Genomic DNA, 20,299 nt, shown 5'->3' on the forward strand with positions numbered 1-20,299 from the left:
TCTGGTGCAGGTGCTATTGAGCCATATTCTAAAAGTTCCACGACGTTCTCTTTTTTAACAATTTACATCAGTTCGTCGAACACTCTCCCCACGTCTCCTGTGAGCTCGACATACTTCAGCTCCGGCTTCGATGAGCGGAGGATGTGCAGTTCGGGCACTCCCAGCTCTATCATCCGGGCGTTTCCGGCGCCGGCCGAGATGGCCAGAGGGGTTTCGCCGTCGGCGTAGACTACCCGGGTGCCGGTGGCCTCCAGCAGGTCCTCTACATAGTCCCAGGTGCTGTACTTCGTCTCCTCGGGCACCGCCATTTCGGGCAGCTTCAGCGCCGCTGGCGGGCTGATCTGTACCGCCCCCCGGGCGTCGACGGTCACCTGGGTGGCGATTCCCCTGTAGCGGCCGTATGCGGATGCGTCGATGAATCCCAGAAGAGCTTCTGTCAGTGCGCTGTCCTGGTCCCGGCAACTGGAGACGCAGCCGGATCCGGGTACGGCGCCTTCCAGCTCCAGCGCAGCCTTACCGTTAGCCTGGAATTCAATCCGCATGGAAGGCACCCGGAGGAGCCTCGCCCAGCCCTGGAGGTAGCCGTCGCCCGTCGTATGCAATAAAAGATCGAACCGCCTGAGGACGCCGGCACCTATCCGGCAGGGCGCCTCGAAGAAGTCGTAGTACGCTCCGGCCACGTCTTTCCGGTTGCCCCGGCCGCTCCTGAACTGGAGGGGCGATCTCCCTTCCACGCCTGTGTCGGCCACGAACACGTTAAGCTTGTACAGGCTGAGCAGCCCGAGCAGGTAGAACACGCTGGCGGTATCCCCGGCTACGAGGATGTTCGGCCAGTCGTTGTCGTCTGTTGAGTTGAGAGGTATGAACATGTTTACATATTATTGAAAATAAGTAGATGAGCATTTAGATTCACCGTAGTGAAAGTAATCTGCCGGGCGTCCGATGTATTGTTGGTGTAAAGTTATTCCGCGAAGTCCTCTAAGTTCCCCGCGGCCTCGATATCCTTCCGGTCTATCGAGACTTTCTCCATGATCTCGCGCTCGATGAAGATGCTGGCGTTGGTCCGGACTGCCAGGGCTATGCAGTCGCTGGGGCGGGCGTCGATCTCCACCTGCCTGTCCCCGTCCTGGAGCATCAGCCTCGCGTAGAAGACCTGCTCGTCGAGGTCGTCGATGATGATGCGGTCGATGCCGATGCTGAAGTTGTCCATGATCGTCTTGAGCAGGTCGTGGGTCATCGGCCTTGGAGTTGTTTCCCTGCGGAGCGCCACGTCTATGGAGATCGCTTCCGCGGGCCCGATGTAAATCGGCACCATCATGTCCTCGTTGTCCGAGAGAAAGACGACAGCCTGAGGCCCTGTGATCGTGCTCACAAAGTAGACCCCCTTCACGCTCACCGGCACGTAATCGCTCATAAGCTCACATCGGCTTTCGAGTATATAACTTTAGGCTATATTTATTTGGTTTTAATCGCCTGATGTGCGGCCTGGTGGGGGCTTTATGCGGGCTTTTGCCCTGTGCTCGCCCCGGTGCCCGCCACCCGGGCTAAGTAGAGTGTCGTGAGACCTCCGACGGCGGTCAGGAACCAGAGCGTGACCAGCCGGATCATGATGGTCGCCCCTGCCGCAGCCAGCTGGGGCACTCCCATGGACAGGTAGAGCACGGTCATCACCGCGTCCACGATGCCCAGGCCTCCCGGCAGGAAGGTCGGGATGAGCTGCAGGAGAACCATGATGCAGAAGATCGTCACCACTACCCCGGGCGAGACTGAGTAGCCGATGGCCATGAAGGCAATATACGCCACTGCCACGTCGAAGCCCCAGGCGATCAGGATGAGGCCGAGCGATTTGACGATGGTCAGCTTCCTGCCCGCGATGGTCCTCATGCTGCCGTCGAACTGGGTGACCAGCGCTCCGACCTTCTCTTCCATGGCAGACTGATCTCCCTTCCGTAGCACCCTGGCGACCACCCGCACCACCGAGTTCGCAATAGTCCTGAGCAGCCCGGCATTCATGCTCAGGGCCAGGATCACGACAGCGGCGATGCTGACGGTCGCCGCGACGAAGATACAGAAGGCGAGCACCCACGTCGGCACTTCATAGTATAGCGCCACGAATATGACACCGGCGACGGTGCCGAGCGCTACCGGCACGACTTCCAGCAGCCGGCTCATGACTCCGGCGGCAAACGTCTTATCGAACCGGCCTCCCTCGACCGATTTCTGCACGAAGTACAGCTTCGCCACCTCTCCGCTGGCCGCAGCCGAGGGGATCAGGTTGGTGAAAAAGATGCTGGACAGGTAGATCAGGTACGCCCAGCCGAGCGATATCCTGTGCCCCGTGTCCCGCAGCAGCACCCACCACCCGGCGGCGTGGAACAGGTTGCCGCATAGAGCCACGAGCAAGGCCAGCCCCATGAGCGGCAGGCTCACCGATTTCAGCACGTTCGCCAGGCTTTCGAAGCCGACCAGGTAGAGGTAAATAAAGTAGATGACCAGCCCTACGACGATGAGGATCGCCGTCTTGCTGAAGGGAATGTCCGGGAACCTTACGTCGGCTTCGGAAATCATGATACCAGATTGCTTCAATAGTATATCAGAATTTCCGGCTTGAGCTTGAGTAACTGCCGGCCCGATTATAGCACGGCTCATGGCAGAAAAGTTCTATTTCCCGAACCGCCGCTGCCTGAGCTGGTAGTCCCTGATGGCTCTCAGCAGATCCACCTTCCGGAACTCTTCCCAGTTGACGTCCGTAAAATAAAGCTCGGAGTAGACGGACTGCCAGATGAGGAAGTCGCTCAGCCTTTCTTCGCCGGTCCTGATGAAGAGGTCGGGCTCGCACCGGAAGATGAGGTGGGCTTCGACCATGGCCTCATCTATGTCTTTCGGCTGGATTTTGCCAGCCCTGACGTCTTCCATGATTTCCCGGAGGGCGTTGGTCAGCTCGTGTTTGCCTCCGTAGCCGATAGAGAGGCTCACGGTCAGGGGTTTGTGGCCGGTCAGCTGCCTGACTTTGCCCGGGGACACCACTTTCCCGGGAAAGCCGGCTCCCTGCAGGGTCTGGTAGATGCAGTCCGCGAGGCCTGGCACGGTGCTTCCTTCGGTTGTGCTCACGTAGATCGATAGTTCTCCGACGCCCATCTCGGTGCACCACTCCGCCAGGCTGGCGAGCTTGAGGGTGGATGGCCTGTCTACGAGGTCCGCGTCCGACACGACGACCGCGATACACTTTGGTACGCGCTCGCCTTTGATACTCCTGAGCATGGATTTCTCGTAAAACCTGTAAGCAATTTGTCTGGCGAGCATTCCAGTCATCTAATACGCTCACATAGTAAAGTATTTTTTGTACGGGGGCATAGACTCTCCCATATGTATCCCGGCACCAGGGCAGGAGGCGCAGGCAGACAGCAGCCACCGCACTCCCCGCAGCACTCCCTTAAGTACGAGCTTAAGCGGCAGTCTGCGTACATTTCTCTCGGCCTCCTCGCGCTGCTCTTTCCCTTCCTGCCGAAAGGGCTGATCGTGCTGGGCGTGTTCATCGTCACCCTGATCATCATGTACATGCCCCGGGATTCCCCGGTGTTCAAGACACTCTCGTCCGAAAAGGACCGGGAGACCGGCGTTCTCCTCGGCCCCCTGAAGTTCTGCTTCGCAATATTACTCCTCGCGATCCTGGTCATGGTGCTGGACTTCCCGGTGTACGTGCTGTCCGCGGTGATCGGCACAGTGGCGTTCGGAGAAGGGGTGGCCACCATCGTCACCCGGCTTGTCAAGGGCGACCCGGCCATATTCTGGAGCATCACCCTGCTGGTCCTCGGCACCGCCTTCGCCTTCCTCTTCGGCTACTGGGTTATCGTGAACGGAGGCCTGCCCGCCAGTATCAACGTTAATCCAGTCCACTTCATGTTCTTCCTCGCCGTCATCGGCACAGTCACCGGAGCTTTACTATATACCATAGTGGACGAGGACGACATCGCCATCCCGCTGGGCGCGGGCATGGCCATGTGGCTCTTCTCTTCGCTGGCATACTCCGCCATGCCCGACCCGGCAGAGATCGCCCTCGCCGTCGCCGTTCCCCTGGCCATAGGCATCGTCACCTACAAGCTCAACGCTGTCGACCTCTCGGGCGCCCTGAGCGGCGTGCTCTGCGGCGTACTTCTGATAGTATTCGGAGGCTTCGAGTGGTTCATCCTGCTGCTGGCCTTCCTCATCCTGGGCACCATCTTCACCAAGTACAAGTACCAGTACAAGCGCAAGGTCGGCGCCGCCGAGTCCAACCAGGGCTCCAGGGGCTACAAGAACGTCTTCGGCAATTGTTTCGTCCCCCTCATCTTCGTCGTCGCCTACGGGGTGCTGGGAGGCACCACCTACGTGCCCTACCTCGGCTACATCGACCAGTCGATATTCCTGATCGGCTTCCTCGGCGCCATGGCCACCGCCACGGCCGACACGCTGGCCAGCGAGATCGGCAGCACCTACCGGGGCCAGCCCATCATGATCACCACCCTCCGCAGAGTGCCCCCAGGCACAGACGGCGGCGTGTCACCGCTGGGCGAGGCCGCATCCATCTTCGGGGCGCTCGCCATCGCCGTCATCGCCATCCCGCTGGGGCTCCGTGCCAACAGCGTCGGAACCATGGTCTTCATCACCGTGCTCACCGGCTTCCTCGGCACAAACATAGACAGCCTCTTCGGAGCTACATTACAGCGGAGAGGTTTACTGTCCAACGCCGGCGTCAACTTCGTAGCCACGCTTTTCGGCGGGCTGTTCGCCATGGCAGTCTACTACTTGTTCTTCATGTAAACGCTAACATGCAGAGCGTTAGCAGTATGGCGATTATTCTCACCAGAGAGGTGCACGTAGTGGCTGGTTTACCACAGAGGCACAGAGGTGCAGAGAGGCTCACAGAGATTTACTTAATAGGTGATTGCCGTTATATCCTTATAATAAAAAAATCGCTCTGTGCGTCTCTGTGTTTCTCTGTGCCTCTGTGGTAAGCCGTTCTCTGTGTTTCTCTGTGCCTCTGTGGTGAATCTTTCTCTGTGCGTCTCTTTGAGCTCTGTGGTGAACAGTTGATGTGTTTCTCTGTGAGCTATGTGGTGAGCAAGTAATCTCCATAAATCCTGAGATGTAAGTGTTTTTATATCAGCTAAGCCAATAAGTTGGCAGCATGAGGTCGGGTATCATCCTCGCGGGCGGCCGGTCCACCCGGTTCGGCGGCGGGGAGAAGTCGCTGAAGGAAGTCGGGGGAATGCCTATGATCTGCAGGGTCAAGGGCTCTCTGGACAATGTCGTGGACGAGATCATCGTGTCGGTCCGGGACGAGAAGCAGCGGGACCTCGTCTTTCCCTACCTCAGAGAGATCACGCCCTTCGTGTACGACGAGCTGCACGACATCGGCCCTCTAGCCGGAGTCAACGCCTGTCTGAAGGCGGCGAAGGGGGAGTACGTGGTCGTGGTGGCCTGCGACATGCCTTTCATCAGCCCGGAGGTCGTCGATTACCTGTTCAAGGCAGCCGAAGGCCACGATGCCGCCGTCCCTGTCCGGGAGAACGGCTTCATCGAGCCCCTCCACGCCGTATACCGGCGAGAGGCGATGATACAAGCGGTAGACGAAGCGATCCGCCGGGGCAGGAGAAGGATAGCGGCGCCTTTAGACTATTTAAAAGACGTCGTCTACGTGCCGGTCGAAAAGCTGCGGGAGATCGACCCTGACCTGAAGACTTTCGTCAATGTCAACCGGGCGGAGGACATGCCGGCCGAATAGCTGAATTTTAATCTTCTTTTGTGTTCACAATTTCAGCAGTCGAGTCCTGCATCAGGTCTTCCTTCCCTGTCAGGAACATCGATTTTATATGCAAAAATTTCCTCGGGTCTAACTGCACCATGCCCACGTGGATGACTGTCTCGATGATGAACCAGTAAGCCGCCGCTATGTGCAGCAACCTGGCAAGCCCTAATCCCGACAGGCTCATGGTCGGCGCGACGAAGTCCAGCACTTTCAGTACTATCCCAGATATGTTCGTGTCCAGCACTGTCAGCGTGGTGGAGTAGAGGACCAGCCCGGTAAACGATGCGATGAACAGGGCAACATAATGGGAGTAGATCAGCAGCTTGGTGACCGGGTGCAGGCGGTTTATGAACCGGCGGCCCTGCTCGTCGTAGATCGTGTAGCGCGGGGATTCTTTGCCCGAGAAGAAGCTGGACAGGGTCCTGGCCAGCCTCCTGATGTCGGAGGGCCACAGCCAGTATTCGGCCAGCTTGCCGTTGACGATGGCGTTGTAGGGCACCACGATCCAGTTGACTGCCACGAACGCGGCGCCAGAAAGGACGTGTATCGCGAAGGCGTCGTTATAGCTCAGGTACGGGAGGCCCATGTAGACGCAGAAACCGGTCAGGAGGAGGGCGGTCAGGAAGACAATGTTCGCGTAGTGGGACAGCCTTTCCAGGGTGGTGTGGCGGACGACGATCATCCGGTTGCCGGCTTTCGGCTTCTCTTTCTCCATCATTTCATCTCACCCTGTCCTGATCGTGTGGACGGCGCAGGAGACGCAGGGGTCGAACGAGCGGATGATGTGGTACAGGCTGATCGGGTTGACCTCCGAGCCGGGTATGTTCCCGCGCGGGGTGGTCTTGGCGCCGATCAGGGACAGCTCTATCGGCCCGAACTTGGTCTCGGCGTCCCGGGGCGAGGCGTTCCATGTGGTCGGGGAGATGATCTGGTAGCCGGCGATCCTTCCGTCCTCGTCCAGACGCATCCAGTGGCCGAGGGCTCCCCGAGGCGCTTCGATCATGCATGCCCCGGCCTCTCCGCGGCCGGGGGTGACCGGTACACAGTACTTCCTCGGGTCGGAGTGGACTTCTAGGTCGTCGATCCACCTGCCGAGCAGCTGCGCGGTGATCAGGCACTCCTGCATGCGGGACAGGACTCTGGTGTAGACGCTGGTCCTGTTGTAGCTTTTGCCGCTCGAGAATACAGGGTTGCTGAAATGCATCATCTGCATGATGTTCATGATGTAGGGCTCTCTGGAGTTGATCATCCTGGCCAGGGGTCCTGTTTCGCAGGGCACGTTGCCATACCTGGGCGCCTTGACAAAGCTGTACTTATGCCCCGAGTAGTCGATGTCTGCCGCTCTGGGGGAGGGGGATGTCTCTCCGGCCTCAGGCTTCAGGGCCGTCTCACCACCACTGTAGGAGAAGAATGAGCCGCTTACCTGCTCTGCCACCATTGCGGGGTCTGCTTTTCCGGGGCTGTCGAAGAGGTTGGGCATGCTGCCCGGAGTGAATCCGGAGGGGATCTCGAAGGTGCCTTCCTCGCCGTCCACCGGGGAATAGCCGTCGGTAAAGTTGCCGGCCCTGTCCCTGACCCTGTAGAACCCGCCGTAGTTCAGGAACCCGATCAGCTGATCGTACAGCGGGTAGCCGCCCAGCGTATCCAGCTCAACGTAGATGGGCATGGACAGGAAGTCATAGCTCATCATCCGGGAGCAGAACACCGAGAAGAGCTGCATGTCATTCCAGCCCTTCTCCATGGACAGGTCTCCGGTCGGGAGGGATTTGATCCGGTTGAGGATGAAGTCGGGGTTAGCCTGCGTGCTGTGGGTGTTCTCGAGCCACTCGTCCAGCGACAGGGGGTAGGTGAGCCGCCTCTCCAGGAAGTCCACGATGCTGGCGTAGCATCCTTTGAGCTTCATGAGGTCTGAGGCGGAAGGCCGGACCGTGACGCCTCCCGGCACAATTACCGGGGAGTGAGGGGAGCGTCCGCCCAGAATGGCTTCCGCCTCTCCCGTGAGCTTGACGAACCTGATCGCGTCTGTATACGCCGACCCCGGGGCCGTATGTCCTGTAGACGCGTAGCCGGGCACGTTGAACCTGCCGGCCAGCTCTCCGGTCAGGGCGGTGCCCACGTCGGAATACCTGAGGAGATCGCCGTAGATCGGGTCCGCCAGGTCAGGCAGGAACGACAGGTACAGGTTCTCCACGTGGCTGCGCAGCCATGCCAGGCCGTTCAGGATGTTGCGCACGAGCAGCGCATCCTTCGGTATCTGGCCTGTAGCCCCGGCCAGGCTCTCGACTGCCCCGGCCGCCGCCGTGGCGTGGGGCGTCGAGCACATGCCGCACACCCGCTGGGTAAAGTATACTGCGTCCATGGGGTCCCGGCCGATCATCATCTGCTCGAAGCCCCGGTAGGTGGTGCCGGAGCACCTCGCGTCGACGACCGAGCCGTCTTTCATCTCCACCGAGACCCGGAGCCCACCCTGCGTCCGGCTTACCGGGTCTATATCTATCCTGACCGTTACCGACCCCTCCTGCTGCGCTTTTCAGACAGCTTCTCCTCGTCGCCGTCGCCTTCGTTATCGTTGTCCCCTATCGCGAGGCGTTTTACCGCGTGGACGCCCGCCCCGAGAATGGCGGCGCCCAGGATCACCTTGGCCCCGAGGTCGACGTTGGTGCCTGATATCAGGCTCCTGTCCTCCACCCTGTTGAAGAAGGGCATGAAAGCGCCCGGGAACTCTGCTTCGACGCAGCCCACGCACGGCCCGCCTGCGAGGGTGCAGGTGCTTACCCCGCCGTTCCACCTTCTGACAGGGCAGTCTGCGTATGTGATCATACCTTTGCAGCCCGCGCCGTAGAGGCAGCCTTCGCCTGCAAACTGCGTATCTCTCTGCCCCTGATCGTAAGAGCCCCGTCTCGTACAGGTATCGTGGATGGCGCTCTTGCTGAAGAAGGCCGCAGGCCGGCGATAATCGTCCACCGTCACCTCTGCGCCGGAGAGCACGTCGGCCAGCGTCAGCAGGAACCAGTCGGGGTGCGCGGGGCAGCCCGGGACGTTGATCACCTTCTTGCGCATGTTCAGCTCGCTCAGGATGCCATTAAAACGGGAGGCGCCCGTATAAGCGACGCCGCGGGCGTCGGTGACGCTCCGGCCGGCCGAGGAAATGCCGCCGAAAGCGGCGCACGTTCCCAGCGCGATGATCGTCTCGGCCTTCTCCGCCGCCTCGGAAAAGATCTCCTTCACCGCCCGGCCGCCGGTGGTGCAATACTTGCCGGTGCCATCAGGGCCGTTAGGAATGGCGCCCTCGACCACCAGCACGTAGTCGCCCGAATCGATGAGCAGGTCGAGCTTCTTGAGCGCATTGTAAGTGTCGGGAGTCTTGGACACGCCGTCGAGGGTGATGCCTTGCTGGGCCATGAGGCCGTCGTGATACGTAATCACCGCTCCAACGCTGTCGAGGGCCGCCAGCACGTCCGGGTACCCACCGTTCAGGAACGAGGCAGTACACCCTCCGCAGCCCGAGCCCCTCAGCCATAAAAGCTTCTTTCTGGAGTCCGCGATCGCGGCGGCGACGCCTGGGCTGTGCATTGCGAGAAAAGCGGCGGCTCCGGTCGTAGCGGCCAGTGCAAGAAACGCTCTCCTGCCCAGCCCCGGCAATACTGGGCCGTCCATTTTTTCTCCCGTCATCGTCCATCCCGCCCGCGAGCCAGAGGCTCATCTCTTGATAGCTGTATAACTTAGTGCACTAGCTCTTAAAATTCTTTCTCATATCACAGGAAGCGGGTCAGCACCATGCTTACCTCGAACAGTATGGCCAGCACAGCCAGTACAATGAGCTGGGAGAACAACGTCGGGTCCGGGGAGAAGAACATGGCCACGCCGAAAAGCAGCCCGTACACTCCCAGCCGGCCTTTGACCAGCGTCTCTCTCTTCACCAGGCCCATCTTGATCGCCAGCACGATGATCAGCGGCACCTGGAAGACGAGGCCCAGGCCTGCCACGAAGTTGGTCACGATCGAGAACGTCTCGCCCACGGACAACGCAGGCGCGGCTACCTCCAGCCCATGCCCAATGACGATGCTGAAGAACAGCGGCAGGGTCACGAAGTATGCGACGAGGCCTCCCGCGACGAAGAGCAGGAGCGAGAACGGGAACACCAGGTACAGAAAACGCTTCTCATGCGGGTACAGTCCCGGCGCTGCAAACCGGAACGCCTCGTACACCAGCAGCGGAAAGCCCACGGTGATCGCCCCGATGAAGCACATGGTCAGCCTCGCCTTAAACATCTCCATCGGCGCATAAGTCGTGATCTTCACGTAAGAAGGCACAGCATGGGCAAGAACTGCGTCCACCAGGCCGGCGGAGAACGGAAAGATAGCAAGCATAAGCAAAAGAGTGACGGCGATCACAATGATCAGCCGGTTCCTCAGCTCCCTGAGGTGCTCCGACAGGCTCATCTCCATGTCCCCGGGCGGAAGGCTACTTTCGGCTGCCATCGCCGAAGAATAGGCCCCGGAAGCTATAAAGCTTTACTGACTGGCCGGGCTCCTGCTACCATTGTGCTCCGCATGGTCGGGAGCATCCCCGCGGACAGAAAAGCTGTCTAGAGGCGATATCTCGATGTGTCCGCGGGGATGCCCCCGACCGCCGGCCAGGTACAAATCGCTTACAGCCAGCTCACAGATCTTTCGACTACGTGGCCCGGCCGATCCTGTCCGCAGCGGCCCGCACGTCATTGATCATGTTACGGATGTGCCCGATCCTGTTCTCCAGGTAGCTCATCCGGCTCTCGATTGCTGTGGCGTCGCCGTGGCCATACTGCTCCGGGTCGTACCGGCTCTGGACATCCCGGAGGCCCTTTTCGATCTCGGATAGCTGTGCCTCATAAGTATCAGCGTTGTTCTTGCCTCTCTCCGCCATCATTCTGAGCGCTCCAGGATCGCTTTCAGGCACTCCAGTAGCATTATTCTCGCCTGCGCCCGCAGCGACGTTCATATCCACCAGCTGAGACTCCACGCTGTCGCTCAGGTTGTCCGCCCGGAGCGCGAGCGAGTCCAGTTCGCTCAGGACGGGGTCCGCAGACACCTTCTGCGCCACCGCCATCCCTGTCGCCATGCATGCCAGCAGTACTGTTGCCACTACGATGACTGTCAGCTTCATACCCAACACCATACGAGATTCGGAGGGCGCAGCAAAAAGGTGATCGCAGGAAAAGCCCGGAGAAGCATCAGGGATTGCCGCAGGCCGCAATGAACTCGCTCCCCTGCCCGGCCCGATAATCAATATATATGCGCGGCCCGTACCATACAAGTACTATGGGCATCCTCGATTTCCTGTCCCGAAGGGCGGAAAAGCCGCTGCCGATCGGGCTCGAGCAGGTCTACGACGCCTCGATCAGGGACGAGCCGGAGCCCCGGATGCTGGCCCACAACAGAAGGCTGGCCGACGCCATCCAGGACTTCCAGGACCACGAGGACAACCCCCGGCCGCAGGAGATCTTCACCTTCGAAGACGAGCGCCGGCTGCAGCCCGACTACCACGTACCGTACTACTGGTGCGCCAGCTACTACATGAAGAAGCGCAACTACGAGCTGGCGAAAGACATCCTGCGCTCTGGAATAGAGAAGTGCAGGGGTAAGAGCGCCCTGTGCCGGCGGCTGGCGGAGTGCTACTTCTGCACGGGCGACCTCGAGAAGTCTATTTACTGGTTCTGCACCGCCATCATGGCCGGGGACCAGACCGACTTTAACCCGTATCTTTTCATCGGCTACATGTGCGACGCCTACGGTCTGAAAAATGAGGCGTACTGGGCGAGGCGCAGAGCGAGGGGTATCTCGTATACCATGTCATTTGCGGTGCTGGAGTACGTCCACTCTGACAGGGACAAGATCATGACCTTCGCTTTAGAGAAAAAGACGGAGAAGGCCGTGAAGATGCTGCAGGCGTTCTACCTGCACGCCAGCAAGACGCTGGGCGACCTCTAAATATTTAAGCGCCGGCGCTCTACTTTAATTCATGCCAGTCGTAGAAGTCAAGATGTGGGACGGCCGCACGGCCGAGCAGAAGAAGCAGATCGTCGAAGGGATCACCAAAGTATTCACCGACCAGGGCGTGCCCGCCGAAGCGGTCCACGTAGTCCTGATCAGCGTGAAGAAAGAGGACTGGGCCATCGGCGGCAGGATGTGCAGCGAGCAGTAGCTCGCTGTCAATATCTGCGCCCTCTACAAGCACTTGTCTTATGAAAACTGTTTTTTCAAGATAAGCAATGAAAAACCCCTGGAGGTCGGGGAGTTCCCGGGAGGCCGGGGAGGATTTTCAGGCTGGGAGGTCGGGGAGGGCGGAGAGGTCTGAGAGGAGGTTGGGGAGTGTGGAAAGGTCGGAGAGGATTTTTTAAGTTAATTCTCTCTGACCTCCGGGTACCTCACATAACCTCCTCTCTGATCTCCATGACCTCCCTGATCTCCCAGCTTGAACGTTCTCTCTATACTCCGTGAACCTCTCCGACCTCCCTTCCGACCTCTCAATACCTCCCTGACCCAGATTTTTCATGGAACGCCATGCTTCCCTCTTTTCCCGGCGTTCTCCTCGATTAAATTGCCAGCCATTATTTGACGTAATTTTTCCCATGCCCCCTGATCGTCGACAGTTTTATATATTGCATTAGTACCATATTGTACTGATACAATATGAGAACCATACAGCAAGTTAGCGTACCTTCCACATCACCTGATTTAACGCAAAAAGCCATGGCATACCTCGATACTTTATGCGCCTGCCAGCCCGGTCGGAGCGTGGGCTCGCCCGGTAACAAAGAGGCCACTGGCTTCGTCGCCCGGACGTTTGGCCGGTTCGGGTTTACAGTTGATACCACACCTTTCGAGTGCCTGGACTTCGAGAGCGGGGCCTCGTCGTTAAAATGCGGCGGCGAATCGTACGACCTTTATTCGAGCCCGTACTCTCCCGGCTATGCCGGATCGGGCAAGCTCGTGGCCGCCTCCACCCTCGGGGAGCTGAAGAAAGCCCGGTGCAAGGGGAAGATCCTGCTCCTGAAGGGCGAGCTGTGCGAGGAGCAGCTGATGCCGAAGGACTATCCGTTCTTCTACCCCGACCACCACAGGGCGCTGCACAAGCTGCTGGAAAAGAAGCAGCCGGCAGCGATCATTACCGCTACGGGCAAGAACCCGGCAATGGTCGGAGGCATGTACCCTTACCCAATGATCGAGGACGGCAACTTCGACATACCCTCTGCATACTGCACAGACGTGCTAGGGGAGGAGATATCAGCCCACGGCGGGAAATCAGTCGAGCTTACCATCGATGCCCGGCGCATTCCGTCGACGGCCTGTAACGTGATCGCCGTCAGGAATCCAGATGCTGTGAAAAAGGTGGTCGTCACCGCTCACGTAGATGCGAAGGCCACGACCCCAGGCGCCCTCGATAACGCCTCCGGCGTGGTTGTGCTGATGCTGCTGGCAGAAATGCTAGAAAACTACACTGGCCCGACAGGCATCGAGATCGTTGCCATCAACGGGGAGGATAATTATAGCGCCGCCGGGGAGATGGACTACCTCCGCAGGTACGGGGAGGAGATCGGCAGAGTCCGCCTTGCCCTCAACATCGACGGCGCAGGGTATGTTAAAGGAAAGACCGCTTACTCGTTCTACGGCTGCCCGGAAGGGGTGCAGGAGAAAGCAGACGAGGTCTTCGGGCAGTTCAGCGGCATCGCCGAAGGGCCCGAGTGGCCCCAGGGAGATCACATGATCTTCGCCATGAGCGGAGTGCCCACTATCGCATTCACCTCGGAGTACCTGCTGGAGCTGACGGCCGACATCACCCACACTTCCCGAGACGTCCCTGAGCTGGTGGACTGCAGGAAGCTCGTAGAGCTGGCGGAAGCGATTAGGCAGATGATCCTCGCGGAGGAATGACCTTGACAACGACTATCTATTATTTTTCCGGCACCGGCAAGTCGCTGCACGCAGAAAAGCTTCTTCACGACACGCAATTGTACAGGCTGTCGCACCTGTGAGAATATCTGTCCGGCCGGCAACATCAAGGTCAACGGCACCACGGTGACGTGGGGCGATAAATGCGCGAAGTGCATCGCCTGCTTCCACTGGTGCCCACAGCAGGCGGTGCAGCTTGGCAAGAAAACTCCTGCGATCGCCAGGTACCACCACCCGCATGTGACTGAAAAAGATATGATGCTCGGGTAAACTCCTGAGCATACCAACTCGTGAAAAAGAGTTTTTCAAATTGTGGGTATGAAAAATGGGGTAGTCTCGGCCCCAGGAGGCCTCGGTTTTAGATCGCAAAGGCGCCGACGCAAAGAGTCGGGTGATGATCGGAGTCTTGATCAGGTATAAGTGATGAAATACTGGCAGTTCTCAGTTTCTGCGCTTGTAAAGCCGCCAGGCTCGCCAAGGGGCCAGGCACTCGTCTCATGAAAACTGGTTTTTCTATTTAAGCCGGTGAAAAACTCCTGGAGGTCGGGGAGTTCCCGGGAGACGGGAGAGGATTTTCAAACTGGGAGGTTGGAGAGGGCGGAGAGGTCATAGAGGAGGATTGGGAGTGTGGAAAGATCGGAGAGGATTTTTTAAAGATATTTTCTCTGACCTCCGGGTACTCTCATAACCTCCTCTCGGATCTCCATGAACTCCCTGAACTCCCAGCTTGAAAGTTCTCTCTGAACTCCGTGAGCCTCTCCGACCTCCCCTCCGACCTCTCAACACCTCCCGGACCCAGACTTTTCATGGAACGCCAGGCAATAATTTTAGTGATCGGTGTGGTTCCGATCGAAAAAGTCCCTGGTGTGCCCGGCCTCCTGGCGTTCCATGAAAAATATCTCTTGGCGTTCCATTAAAAATTAGCTCTTGGCGAGCTTGGCCCCTTGGCGGGCTTGGCGGTATTTTCGACTTATGTGGGGCCAACTTCTAATTTTTCATAGCTTCTACCTGAATACCACATTTTTCATAAGGCGAGTGCTTGGGGGCCATGCAACCCTCGCCGAAACAACAAGTTTCATGGGACGCTAAGTTTTTCCTCTTATTTCTTTGCGCCGTTGCGTCATTGCGCCTTTGCGAAATAATAACAAGGCGGCCAGGCGCCGAATACTACCTCCTATTCCCATCTGTGCAGTCTGTCAGAAAAATCACTGATACTGTATCCAGTCTCTGAACTCTCTCAGCGGCGGGAACTCCAGCGTCTCGCCTTCGACGACGATGATGGGCCGGTAACTCCCGATGTCGCCTTCTCTTATAAACGCTGACATGAAGTCCCGGGAGTCCATGTAATTAATGGAAGTCCCGGCGCAGAGCGGATTGAACGCCGGCAGCACGAGGATGTCCTTGCCGCGCCAGGCGTTTTTACCGTACAGGAAGCAGGGCTCCTTCTTCATCTCGATGTCGAGGGTGGGGTGCTCGTGGCCGATCACGATGAGCTTGATGTCCTTATCGTTCGCCCTCTCGGGTATGGCGTCGCCGTGGGCGAACATGATCCCTCCTGAAACGTAGAACTGCTCGCTCCTGATGCCGTCGACGTCCTGCAGGGCGGCGTCCAGCATCCTGTCGTGCGATCCCGTAATTAGGACTACCTCGTCCACCGAGGAGAGGAGGGCCATCATGATCCGGTCGAACGACTTTTTCGTGTTTTTCCGGAGCTTGTGGAACTCGTGGAGCACGTCGCCGTCCAGCACCATCGTTTTGGGGGAAAACCGCTGCACTATGGACTTGAACTTTTTAAGCAGCTCCTTGTCCTCGTCCAGCGGCATGGCGAAGCCTTCCGCCTGGAGGGCGCCTTCGATGCCGATGTGGACGTCCGAGACGGCGCACGTCCCGGTCTCGGGGAAGTAGGCGGCGCCGTTCAGGTACTCGATCTTCATGCCTTGATTTTCTCCATGACCCGCTGGTGGAATTCTTTCAGCAGCGAGTTCTTGTCCTCTGCGAGCACCACGTCCGAGGCCGACAGCGAGGCGATGCCGAAGCTGAGCGGGCTCGGGGTTTCCACCGGGATCAGCTCGACCTCTATCTCCCCGTCCTTGATGCCCCGGATGATCTGCTGGATGTGGGCTATCTCCAGCTTGTCCTCGATGATCTCCCGGTAGGCCTCTTCGAGCACCGCGAAGTTGTCCAGCTTGTGCGCGTACGACAGCATCATGTCTGCCGATACCTGCTGGCGCTTGGCGCTCTTCTGGTGGCCCTTGTAGTTCCTGAGGATCATGAGCGATCTGGTCGCATTGATCCTGAACATGCGCTTCAGCAGCTGAGATTCCTCGAGCGATAGTCTTAGTAAGTCTTTGACCTTGGTCTCGTCCAGCGACTCGATGTAGTCCAGCAGGTCCAGCTTTTTGGACAGCGGCACCGAGATGAAGAAACCGCTGTCGCTGACCGACAGGGTCACGTTGCTGGTGCGCTGGCGGGAAACGATATAGGCTAATACTCTGCTGAGGCCGTCGTTGAACGGCCTGCCGTAGTTGGACTGGAAGTAGTAGTACCGGCGGAAGTGAGGCTTGTCTAAATGTTCCTCGATGACGAACTTTTTCCTCGTGGAGATAGAGTTCTCGCCTTTGTACCGGATCTGCTCGTCGAAGATCTGGTAGATGCTCTCCGCGCTGTTCTCGTCCAGCGGATATGTATTTAACAGCCACTTGCGGGTGCTGCGGTCCCCCACTCTGCGGGCCATCATGTCCCGGAAGTCGAGGATGTGGAGCGCCAGGTCGAAGGACAGCGGCAGCCTCTCCGAGAACCACGACGGGACAGTGGGCCGGCTGTGGGACGGGTCGACGTAGACCTTGCTGCCCCGGCGGTACTGGAACTCGAAGAACTTGCCGCCCAGCACGAACACGTCGCCCTTCTGCAGTTTCTCCAGATACTGCTCGTCGAGCTTGCCCACCCACTTCTGGTCGCTTCTCGTGATGACGTCGCAGGAGAACTCGTCGGGGATGGTGCCGATATTAGTATAATAAATCATCCGGGCGAGCTTCCCCCTCCGGCCGATCTTTCCCGTCTCCGGGTCGTGCCAGATCTTGCCGTAGATGCTCCGGTCCTCCATGCCCGGCAAACTTCCCGCCAGGTACTTGATGACCTCGTCGAAGTCCTCGTCGCTCAGGTTCCGGTAGCAGTAGCTCCGGCGGACGATCTTCTTGACCCTCTCCAGCTCCATGGGCTCGTTGATGGCCATGCCGAACACGTGCTGGATTAAGACGTCTAAACAGTTCTCCGGGATGTTGACGCCGTCGATGAAGCCGTCCTGCGCCTTCTTGAGCATGACGGCGCACTCGATCAGTTCGTCCCGGTCCAGCGCGATGACCCGGCCCTTGACGACCTGGCCCAGGCTGTGGCCGGCCCTGCCGACCCTCTGGAGCAGCGCGGAGACCGACTTCGGGGAGCCCACCTGGATCACGAGATCGAGGTACGGCATGTCGATGCCCAGCTCCAGCGAAGTCGATGACGTGGCGACCTTGAGGGTGCCCGCCTTCAGCTTGTCCTCGATGTCGAGGCGGCCTCCCTTGGAGAGGGAACCGTGGTGGCAGCCTGAGTTCTCCTCGTTGTAATAGTCGGGGTACTCCTTGCGCAGGTGGTACAGGATGCGCTCCGCCCCGCTCCTCGTGTTGGTGAAGACGAGGGTGTTGGTGTTCTCCTGGATCATCCCGTGGATCATCTCGTACAGGGCGTGGTTGACCTCCTGGGCGGAAGCCTCGATCAGGTTGGGTACAGGGCATAACAGCTTTAGGTCAAATTCTCTGACGAAGCGTGTGTCTACCACCGTGACGTCCCTGGGTATGCCATTTTCGCACCCGGCCAGAAACTCTCCAATTTTATCCAGCGGCTCCACTGTGGCGCTGCAGCCGATGCGGACGAACGGCTTTCTGACCACTTCTTCCAGCCTCTCCAGGGCGAGCGAGAGGAAGACGCCTCTCTTGGTGTCGGCCATGGAGTGGATCTCGTCGATGATCACCCACCGGACCGTCGCCAGCTTCTCCACGAACCTGGGAGAGTTGAGGAGGATGGCCAGCGTCTCGGGCGTGGTGTTCAGGATGTGGGGCGTCTTGCGCAGCATGGAGGAGCGCTCGTCGCTGGCGGTGTCCCCGTGCCGGATGGCGGCCCGGATCAGCTTCTCGTCGCCGTACAGCTTGCTAATCTGGTCCAGAGGCTGCTCCAGGTTCTTGTGGATGTCGTTGGCGAGCGACTTGAGCGGTGAAATGTAGATGCAGTAGACACTGTTCTCAAGCCCTTCAGAGCTGGCGAGCAGGAACAGCTCGTTGATGATGGCGGTGAACGAGGACAGGGTCTTACCTGAGCCCGTGGGGCTGCAGATGAGGACGTTTTTGCCCTGGTGGATGAGGGGGATGGCGAGCCGCTGGGGAGGGGTAAAATAGCCGTTGTTGACCTGCTTTTTCGGGCCGAAGGTCTCCGTCCACCACTGGCGGACCGACGGCTCGAACAGGCTGAGTATCTCCTCGTCCGTGTGATCGAGCGTGGCGTAGCTCACGGAAGAGGGCGGCGTATACGTTTTTCTCTTTCTCTTCGCTGTCATGTGTAGATAACCTGCTGTAGATGATCAATATATAGCGGGAAAGTTTGGCCACATACTTCAAATTCTTTCTCTGTATGCTGCGCAAAAGTATAGCCGCTATGCGGCGAAAGTATCCATGCATCGCATTGGGGAGTTTACGGGTCCTGCAAACTAATTTTCGCATTGGTGAACGTTATTCTGGCAGCCCCGGGCTCATAATACTTTCAGCGTGCGCCGCACGCGCAAACCATTAGATACATGGATGCCAATTAAGGTACAATGACACTCGTATCCCCCGAACTTACGCCAGAGGCGAAGCTCTTCAAGCTCCAGCGCATCTTGCGAGAGCTGGGCAGCGTTCTCGTAGCCTTCTCCGGGGGAGTGGACTCCACCCTTCTGCTGAAGTGCGCCGTGGACACGCTGGGCGCCGACAAAGTTGCTGCTGCGACGGCCATCTCGGAGATCACCCACCGGGAAGACGTGGACGACGCCGCGATGATCGCTAAGGACCTGGGAGTGCGGCACATCATCATCCGGTCCGACGAGGTGGAGAACGCGGACTTCGTCGCCAACACTCCCGAGCGGTGTTACATCTGCAAACGGGGCCGGTTTGCCAGGCTGGTACACCTGAAGGACGAGCTGGGGCTGGACTACATCGTGGACGGCTCGAACAAGGATGACGAGGCCGACTACCGGCCGGGTGAAAAGGCCATGAAAGAGTTCGGGATCCGCAGCCCCCTCCGGGAGGCGGGGCTGTACAAGAGCGAGATCAGGGAGCTGTCCCGGCTGATGGGCCTGCCGACATGGGATCGGCCTTCCCGGGCCTGCCTGGCCTCCCGCATTCCTTACGGCGCGCAGATCACCAGGGATCGACTCCGAATGGTGGACGAGGCCGAGCGGGCGCTGCACTGCTTCGGCTTCGGCCAGCTGCGAGTGCGGTATCACGGGGACGTAGCGAGGATAGAGGTACCCGACTCTGAGCTGGAGAGCGTCCTCAAGTTCAGGAAAGAGATTGTGGAACGGGTGAAGAAGGCAGGCTTCACCTACGTGGCGCTCGATCTCGAAGGCTTCCGCACCGGCAGCCTGAACGAGATACTCAAGGGGCGATAAGAGTGAAAATTTTATACGTCGACTGTTTTTCGGGCATCAGCGGGGACATGTTCCTCGGCGCCATGGTAGATATGGGCGTACCCCTTGAAGTGCTGTCTCAGGGGCTGGACGCGCTGGGCCTCCCGGGGCTGAAAGTCACCGCAGAGAAGGTTACGAGGAACGGCATCGCGGCCACGAAGGTAGACGTGGCCGTCCCCGACACTACGGAGGAGCGGCACCTCCCGGAGATCGTCGGGATCATCGACGGCAGCGGCCTGCCCCCCGAAGTACGCAAGCTCTCCCGGGCCGTCTTCAGGCGCCTCGCCGCGGCCGAATCTAAGGTGCACGGCATCCCGGTCGAGCAGGTGCACTTCCACGAAGTCGGGGCGCTGGACACCATCGCCGACGTAGTCGGAGCCGCCATCTGCCTTAAGGAGGCTGGCATCGAAGAGGTCTACGCCTCCCCTGTCAACGTGGGCAGCGGCTTCGTCAGGAGCTCTCACGGCCTGCTGCCCGTACCCGCCCCCGCCACCCTCGAAATCCTCTCCGGGATACCCGTGTACTCCACCGGCGTCCAGGCCGAGCTAGCAACGCCGACAGGCGCCGCCATCCTCGCGGAGGCCTGCAAAGGCTTCGGCCCCCTGCCCCGGATGCGCGTGGAGAAGGCCGGCTACGGCGCGGGCACCAGAGAGCTGGAGACGCCCAACCTGCTCCGGGTAATCGCGGGCGAGCGCCTTGAGTCCAGACCACATGGGCACAAGGGGCATCACGGGCACTGATTAACTTTTTTGCTGCAGAATTCACCGAGAGCGATTATTCACCACGGAGTGCACAGAGACGCACAGAGGTTCACAGAGGACTGGTTACCACAGAGGCACAGAGACGCACAGAGGTTCACAGAGATATTCTATTAATCTCTGGATA

19 protein-coding genes are annotated in these 20,299 nt (G+C 59.0%); 8 read left to right on the plus strand and 11 right to left on the minus strand.

What is annotated here, in order from left to right:
* Positions 1-62: 62 nt before the first annotated feature.
* The 4 genes from RCI_RS09785 to uppS form a co-directional block, all read right to left on the minus strand.
* Positions 63-869 (minus strand): hypothetical protein, encoded by an 807-nt coding sequence (locus tag RCI_RS09785; protein WP_012036274.1) that lies wholly within the window; start codon positions 867-869, stop codon positions 63-65.
* Positions 870-961: 92 nt separating this feature from the next.
* Positions 962-1,414 carry a bifunctional nuclease family protein gene (locus RCI_RS09790; protein WP_048198421.1) on the minus strand — a complete coding sequence of 151 codons (453 nt, stop codon included), beginning with the start codon at positions 1,412-1,414 and terminating at the stop codon, positions 962-964.
* Between the two features lie 83 nt (positions 1,415-1,497).
* Positions 1,498-2,568, minus strand: a complete 1,071-nt coding sequence (locus RCI_RS09795) for a lysylphosphatidylglycerol synthase transmembrane domain-containing protein (protein ID WP_012036276.1) — start codon at positions 2,566-2,568, stop codon at positions 1,498-1,500.
* 93 nt (positions 2,569-2,661) lie between these two features.
* Positions 2,662-3,312: a polyprenyl diphosphate synthase gene (gene uppS / locus RCI_RS09800; protein WP_012036277.1), complete on the minus strand. Its 651-nt coding sequence runs from the start codon at positions 3,310-3,312 to the stop codon at positions 2,662-2,664.
* Positions 3,313-3,366: 54 nt separating this feature from the next.
* Here uppS and RCI_RS09805 point away from each other — a divergent pair, with 54 nt between their 5' ends.
* Positions 3,367-4,800: a DUF92 domain-containing protein gene (locus tag RCI_RS09805; RefSeq protein WP_012036278.1), complete on the plus strand. Its 1,434-nt coding sequence runs from the start codon at positions 3,367-3,369 to the stop codon at positions 4,798-4,800.
* 367 nt (positions 4,801-5,167) lie between these two features.
* Positions 5,168-5,764: a molybdenum cofactor guanylyltransferase gene (locus RCI_RS09810; RefSeq protein ID WP_012036279.1), complete on the plus strand. Its 597-nt coding sequence runs from the start codon at positions 5,168-5,170 to the stop codon at positions 5,762-5,764.
* Positions 5,765-5,771: 7 nt separating this feature from the next.
* Here RCI_RS09810 and RCI_RS09815 read toward each other — a convergent pair whose 3' ends face one another.
* The 5 genes from RCI_RS09815 to RCI_RS09835 all read right to left on the minus strand — a co-directional run bounded on the left by RCI_RS09815 (position 5,772) and on the right by RCI_RS09835 (position 10,933).
* A complete protein-coding gene (locus RCI_RS09815) occupies positions 5,772-6,506 on the minus strand; it encodes a cytochrome b/b6 domain-containing protein (RefSeq protein ID WP_012036280.1) in 735 nt (244 codons plus the stop codon).
* 6 nt (positions 6,507-6,512) lie between these two features.
* Complete coding sequence (locus tag RCI_RS09820) at positions 6,513-8,231, minus strand: nickel-dependent hydrogenase large subunit (protein ID WP_048199228.1); 1,719 nt, start codon at positions 8,229-8,231, stop codon at positions 6,513-6,515.
* Between the two features lie 62 nt (positions 8,232-8,293).
* On the minus strand, positions 8,294-9,445 hold the full coding sequence (locus tag RCI_RS09825; RefSeq protein ID WP_148266590.1) for a hydrogenase small subunit: 1,152 nt from the start codon (positions 9,443-9,445) through the stop codon (positions 8,294-8,296).
* 98 nt (positions 9,446-9,543) lie between these two features.
* Positions 9,544-10,269 carry a twin-arginine translocase subunit TatC gene (gene tatC, locus RCI_RS09830; protein ID WP_012036283.1) on the minus strand — a complete coding sequence of 242 codons (726 nt, stop codon included), beginning with the start codon at positions 10,267-10,269 and terminating at the stop codon, positions 9,544-9,546.
* A gap of 196 nt (positions 10,270-10,465) precedes the next feature.
* Positions 10,466-10,933, minus strand: coding sequence for a hypothetical protein (locus RCI_RS09835; protein WP_048198423.1), 468 nt, complete (start codon positions 10,931-10,933; stop codon positions 10,466-10,468).
* A gap of 155 nt (positions 10,934-11,088) precedes the next feature.
* Between RCI_RS09835 and RCI_RS09840 the strand changes: the two genes are divergently transcribed.
* The 4 genes from RCI_RS09840 to RCI_RS17615 all read left to right on the plus strand — a co-directional run bounded on the left by RCI_RS09840 (position 11,089) and on the right by RCI_RS17615 (position 13,989).
* Positions 11,089-11,757, plus strand: coding sequence for a hypothetical protein (locus tag RCI_RS09840; protein ID WP_012036285.1), 669 nt, complete (start codon positions 11,089-11,091; stop codon positions 11,755-11,757).
* Between the two features lie 31 nt (positions 11,758-11,788).
* On the plus strand, positions 11,789-11,971 hold the full coding sequence (locus RCI_RS09845) for a 2-hydroxymuconate tautomerase (protein ID WP_012036286.1): 183 nt from the start codon (positions 11,789-11,791) through the stop codon (positions 11,969-11,971).
* Between the two features lie 548 nt (positions 11,972-12,519).
* The gene (locus tag RCI_RS09850; protein WP_012036287.1) at positions 12,520-13,701 is read left to right on the plus strand and encodes a M28 family metallopeptidase; all 1,182 of its coding nucleotides are present in this window, start codon (positions 12,520-12,522) and stop codon (positions 13,699-13,701) included.
* Between the two features lie 21 nt (positions 13,702-13,722).
* Positions 13,723-13,989 (plus strand): EFR1 family ferrodoxin, encoded by a 267-nt coding sequence (locus RCI_RS17615; protein ID WP_394296435.1) that lies wholly within the window; start codon positions 13,723-13,725, stop codon positions 13,987-13,989.
* A 935-nt stretch (positions 13,990-14,924) separates the two neighbouring features.
* On the opposite strand, the gene RCI_RS09855 is transcribed toward RCI_RS17615, so the two are convergent.
* Positions 14,925-15,653 (minus strand): metallophosphoesterase, encoded by a 729-nt coding sequence (locus RCI_RS09855; protein WP_012036289.1) that lies wholly within the window; start codon positions 15,651-15,653, stop codon positions 14,925-14,927.
* Positions 15,650-18,307: an ATP-dependent helicase gene (locus RCI_RS09860; RefSeq protein ID WP_012036290.1), complete on the minus strand. Its 2,658-nt coding sequence runs from the start codon at positions 18,305-18,307 to the stop codon at positions 15,650-15,652. Before RCI_RS09860 ends, RCI_RS09855 begins: the two co-directional genes overlap by 4 nt.
* A 258-nt stretch (positions 18,308-18,565) precedes the next feature.
* Here RCI_RS09860 and larE point away from each other — a divergent pair, with 258 nt between their 5' ends.
* Together larE and larC are read left to right on the plus strand one after the other, a co-directional pair.
* A complete protein-coding gene (gene larE, locus RCI_RS09865) occupies positions 18,566-19,396 on the plus strand; it encodes an ATP-dependent sacrificial sulfur transferase LarE (RefSeq protein ID WP_012036291.1) in 831 nt (276 codons plus the stop codon).
* A 2-nt stretch (positions 19,397-19,398) separates the two neighbouring features.
* On the plus strand, positions 19,399-20,154 hold the full coding sequence (larC, locus tag RCI_RS09870; protein WP_048198425.1) for a nickel pincer cofactor biosynthesis protein LarC: 756 nt from the start codon (positions 19,399-19,401) through the stop codon (positions 20,152-20,154).
* Positions 20,155-20,299 lie beyond the last annotated feature (145 nt).

Origin of the sequence: Methanocella arvoryzae MRE50 (assembly GCF_000063445.1) — an archaeon.
Classification (GTDB): Archaea; Halobacteriota; Methanocellia; order Methanocellales; family Methanocellaceae; genus Methanocella_A; species Methanocella_A arvoryzae.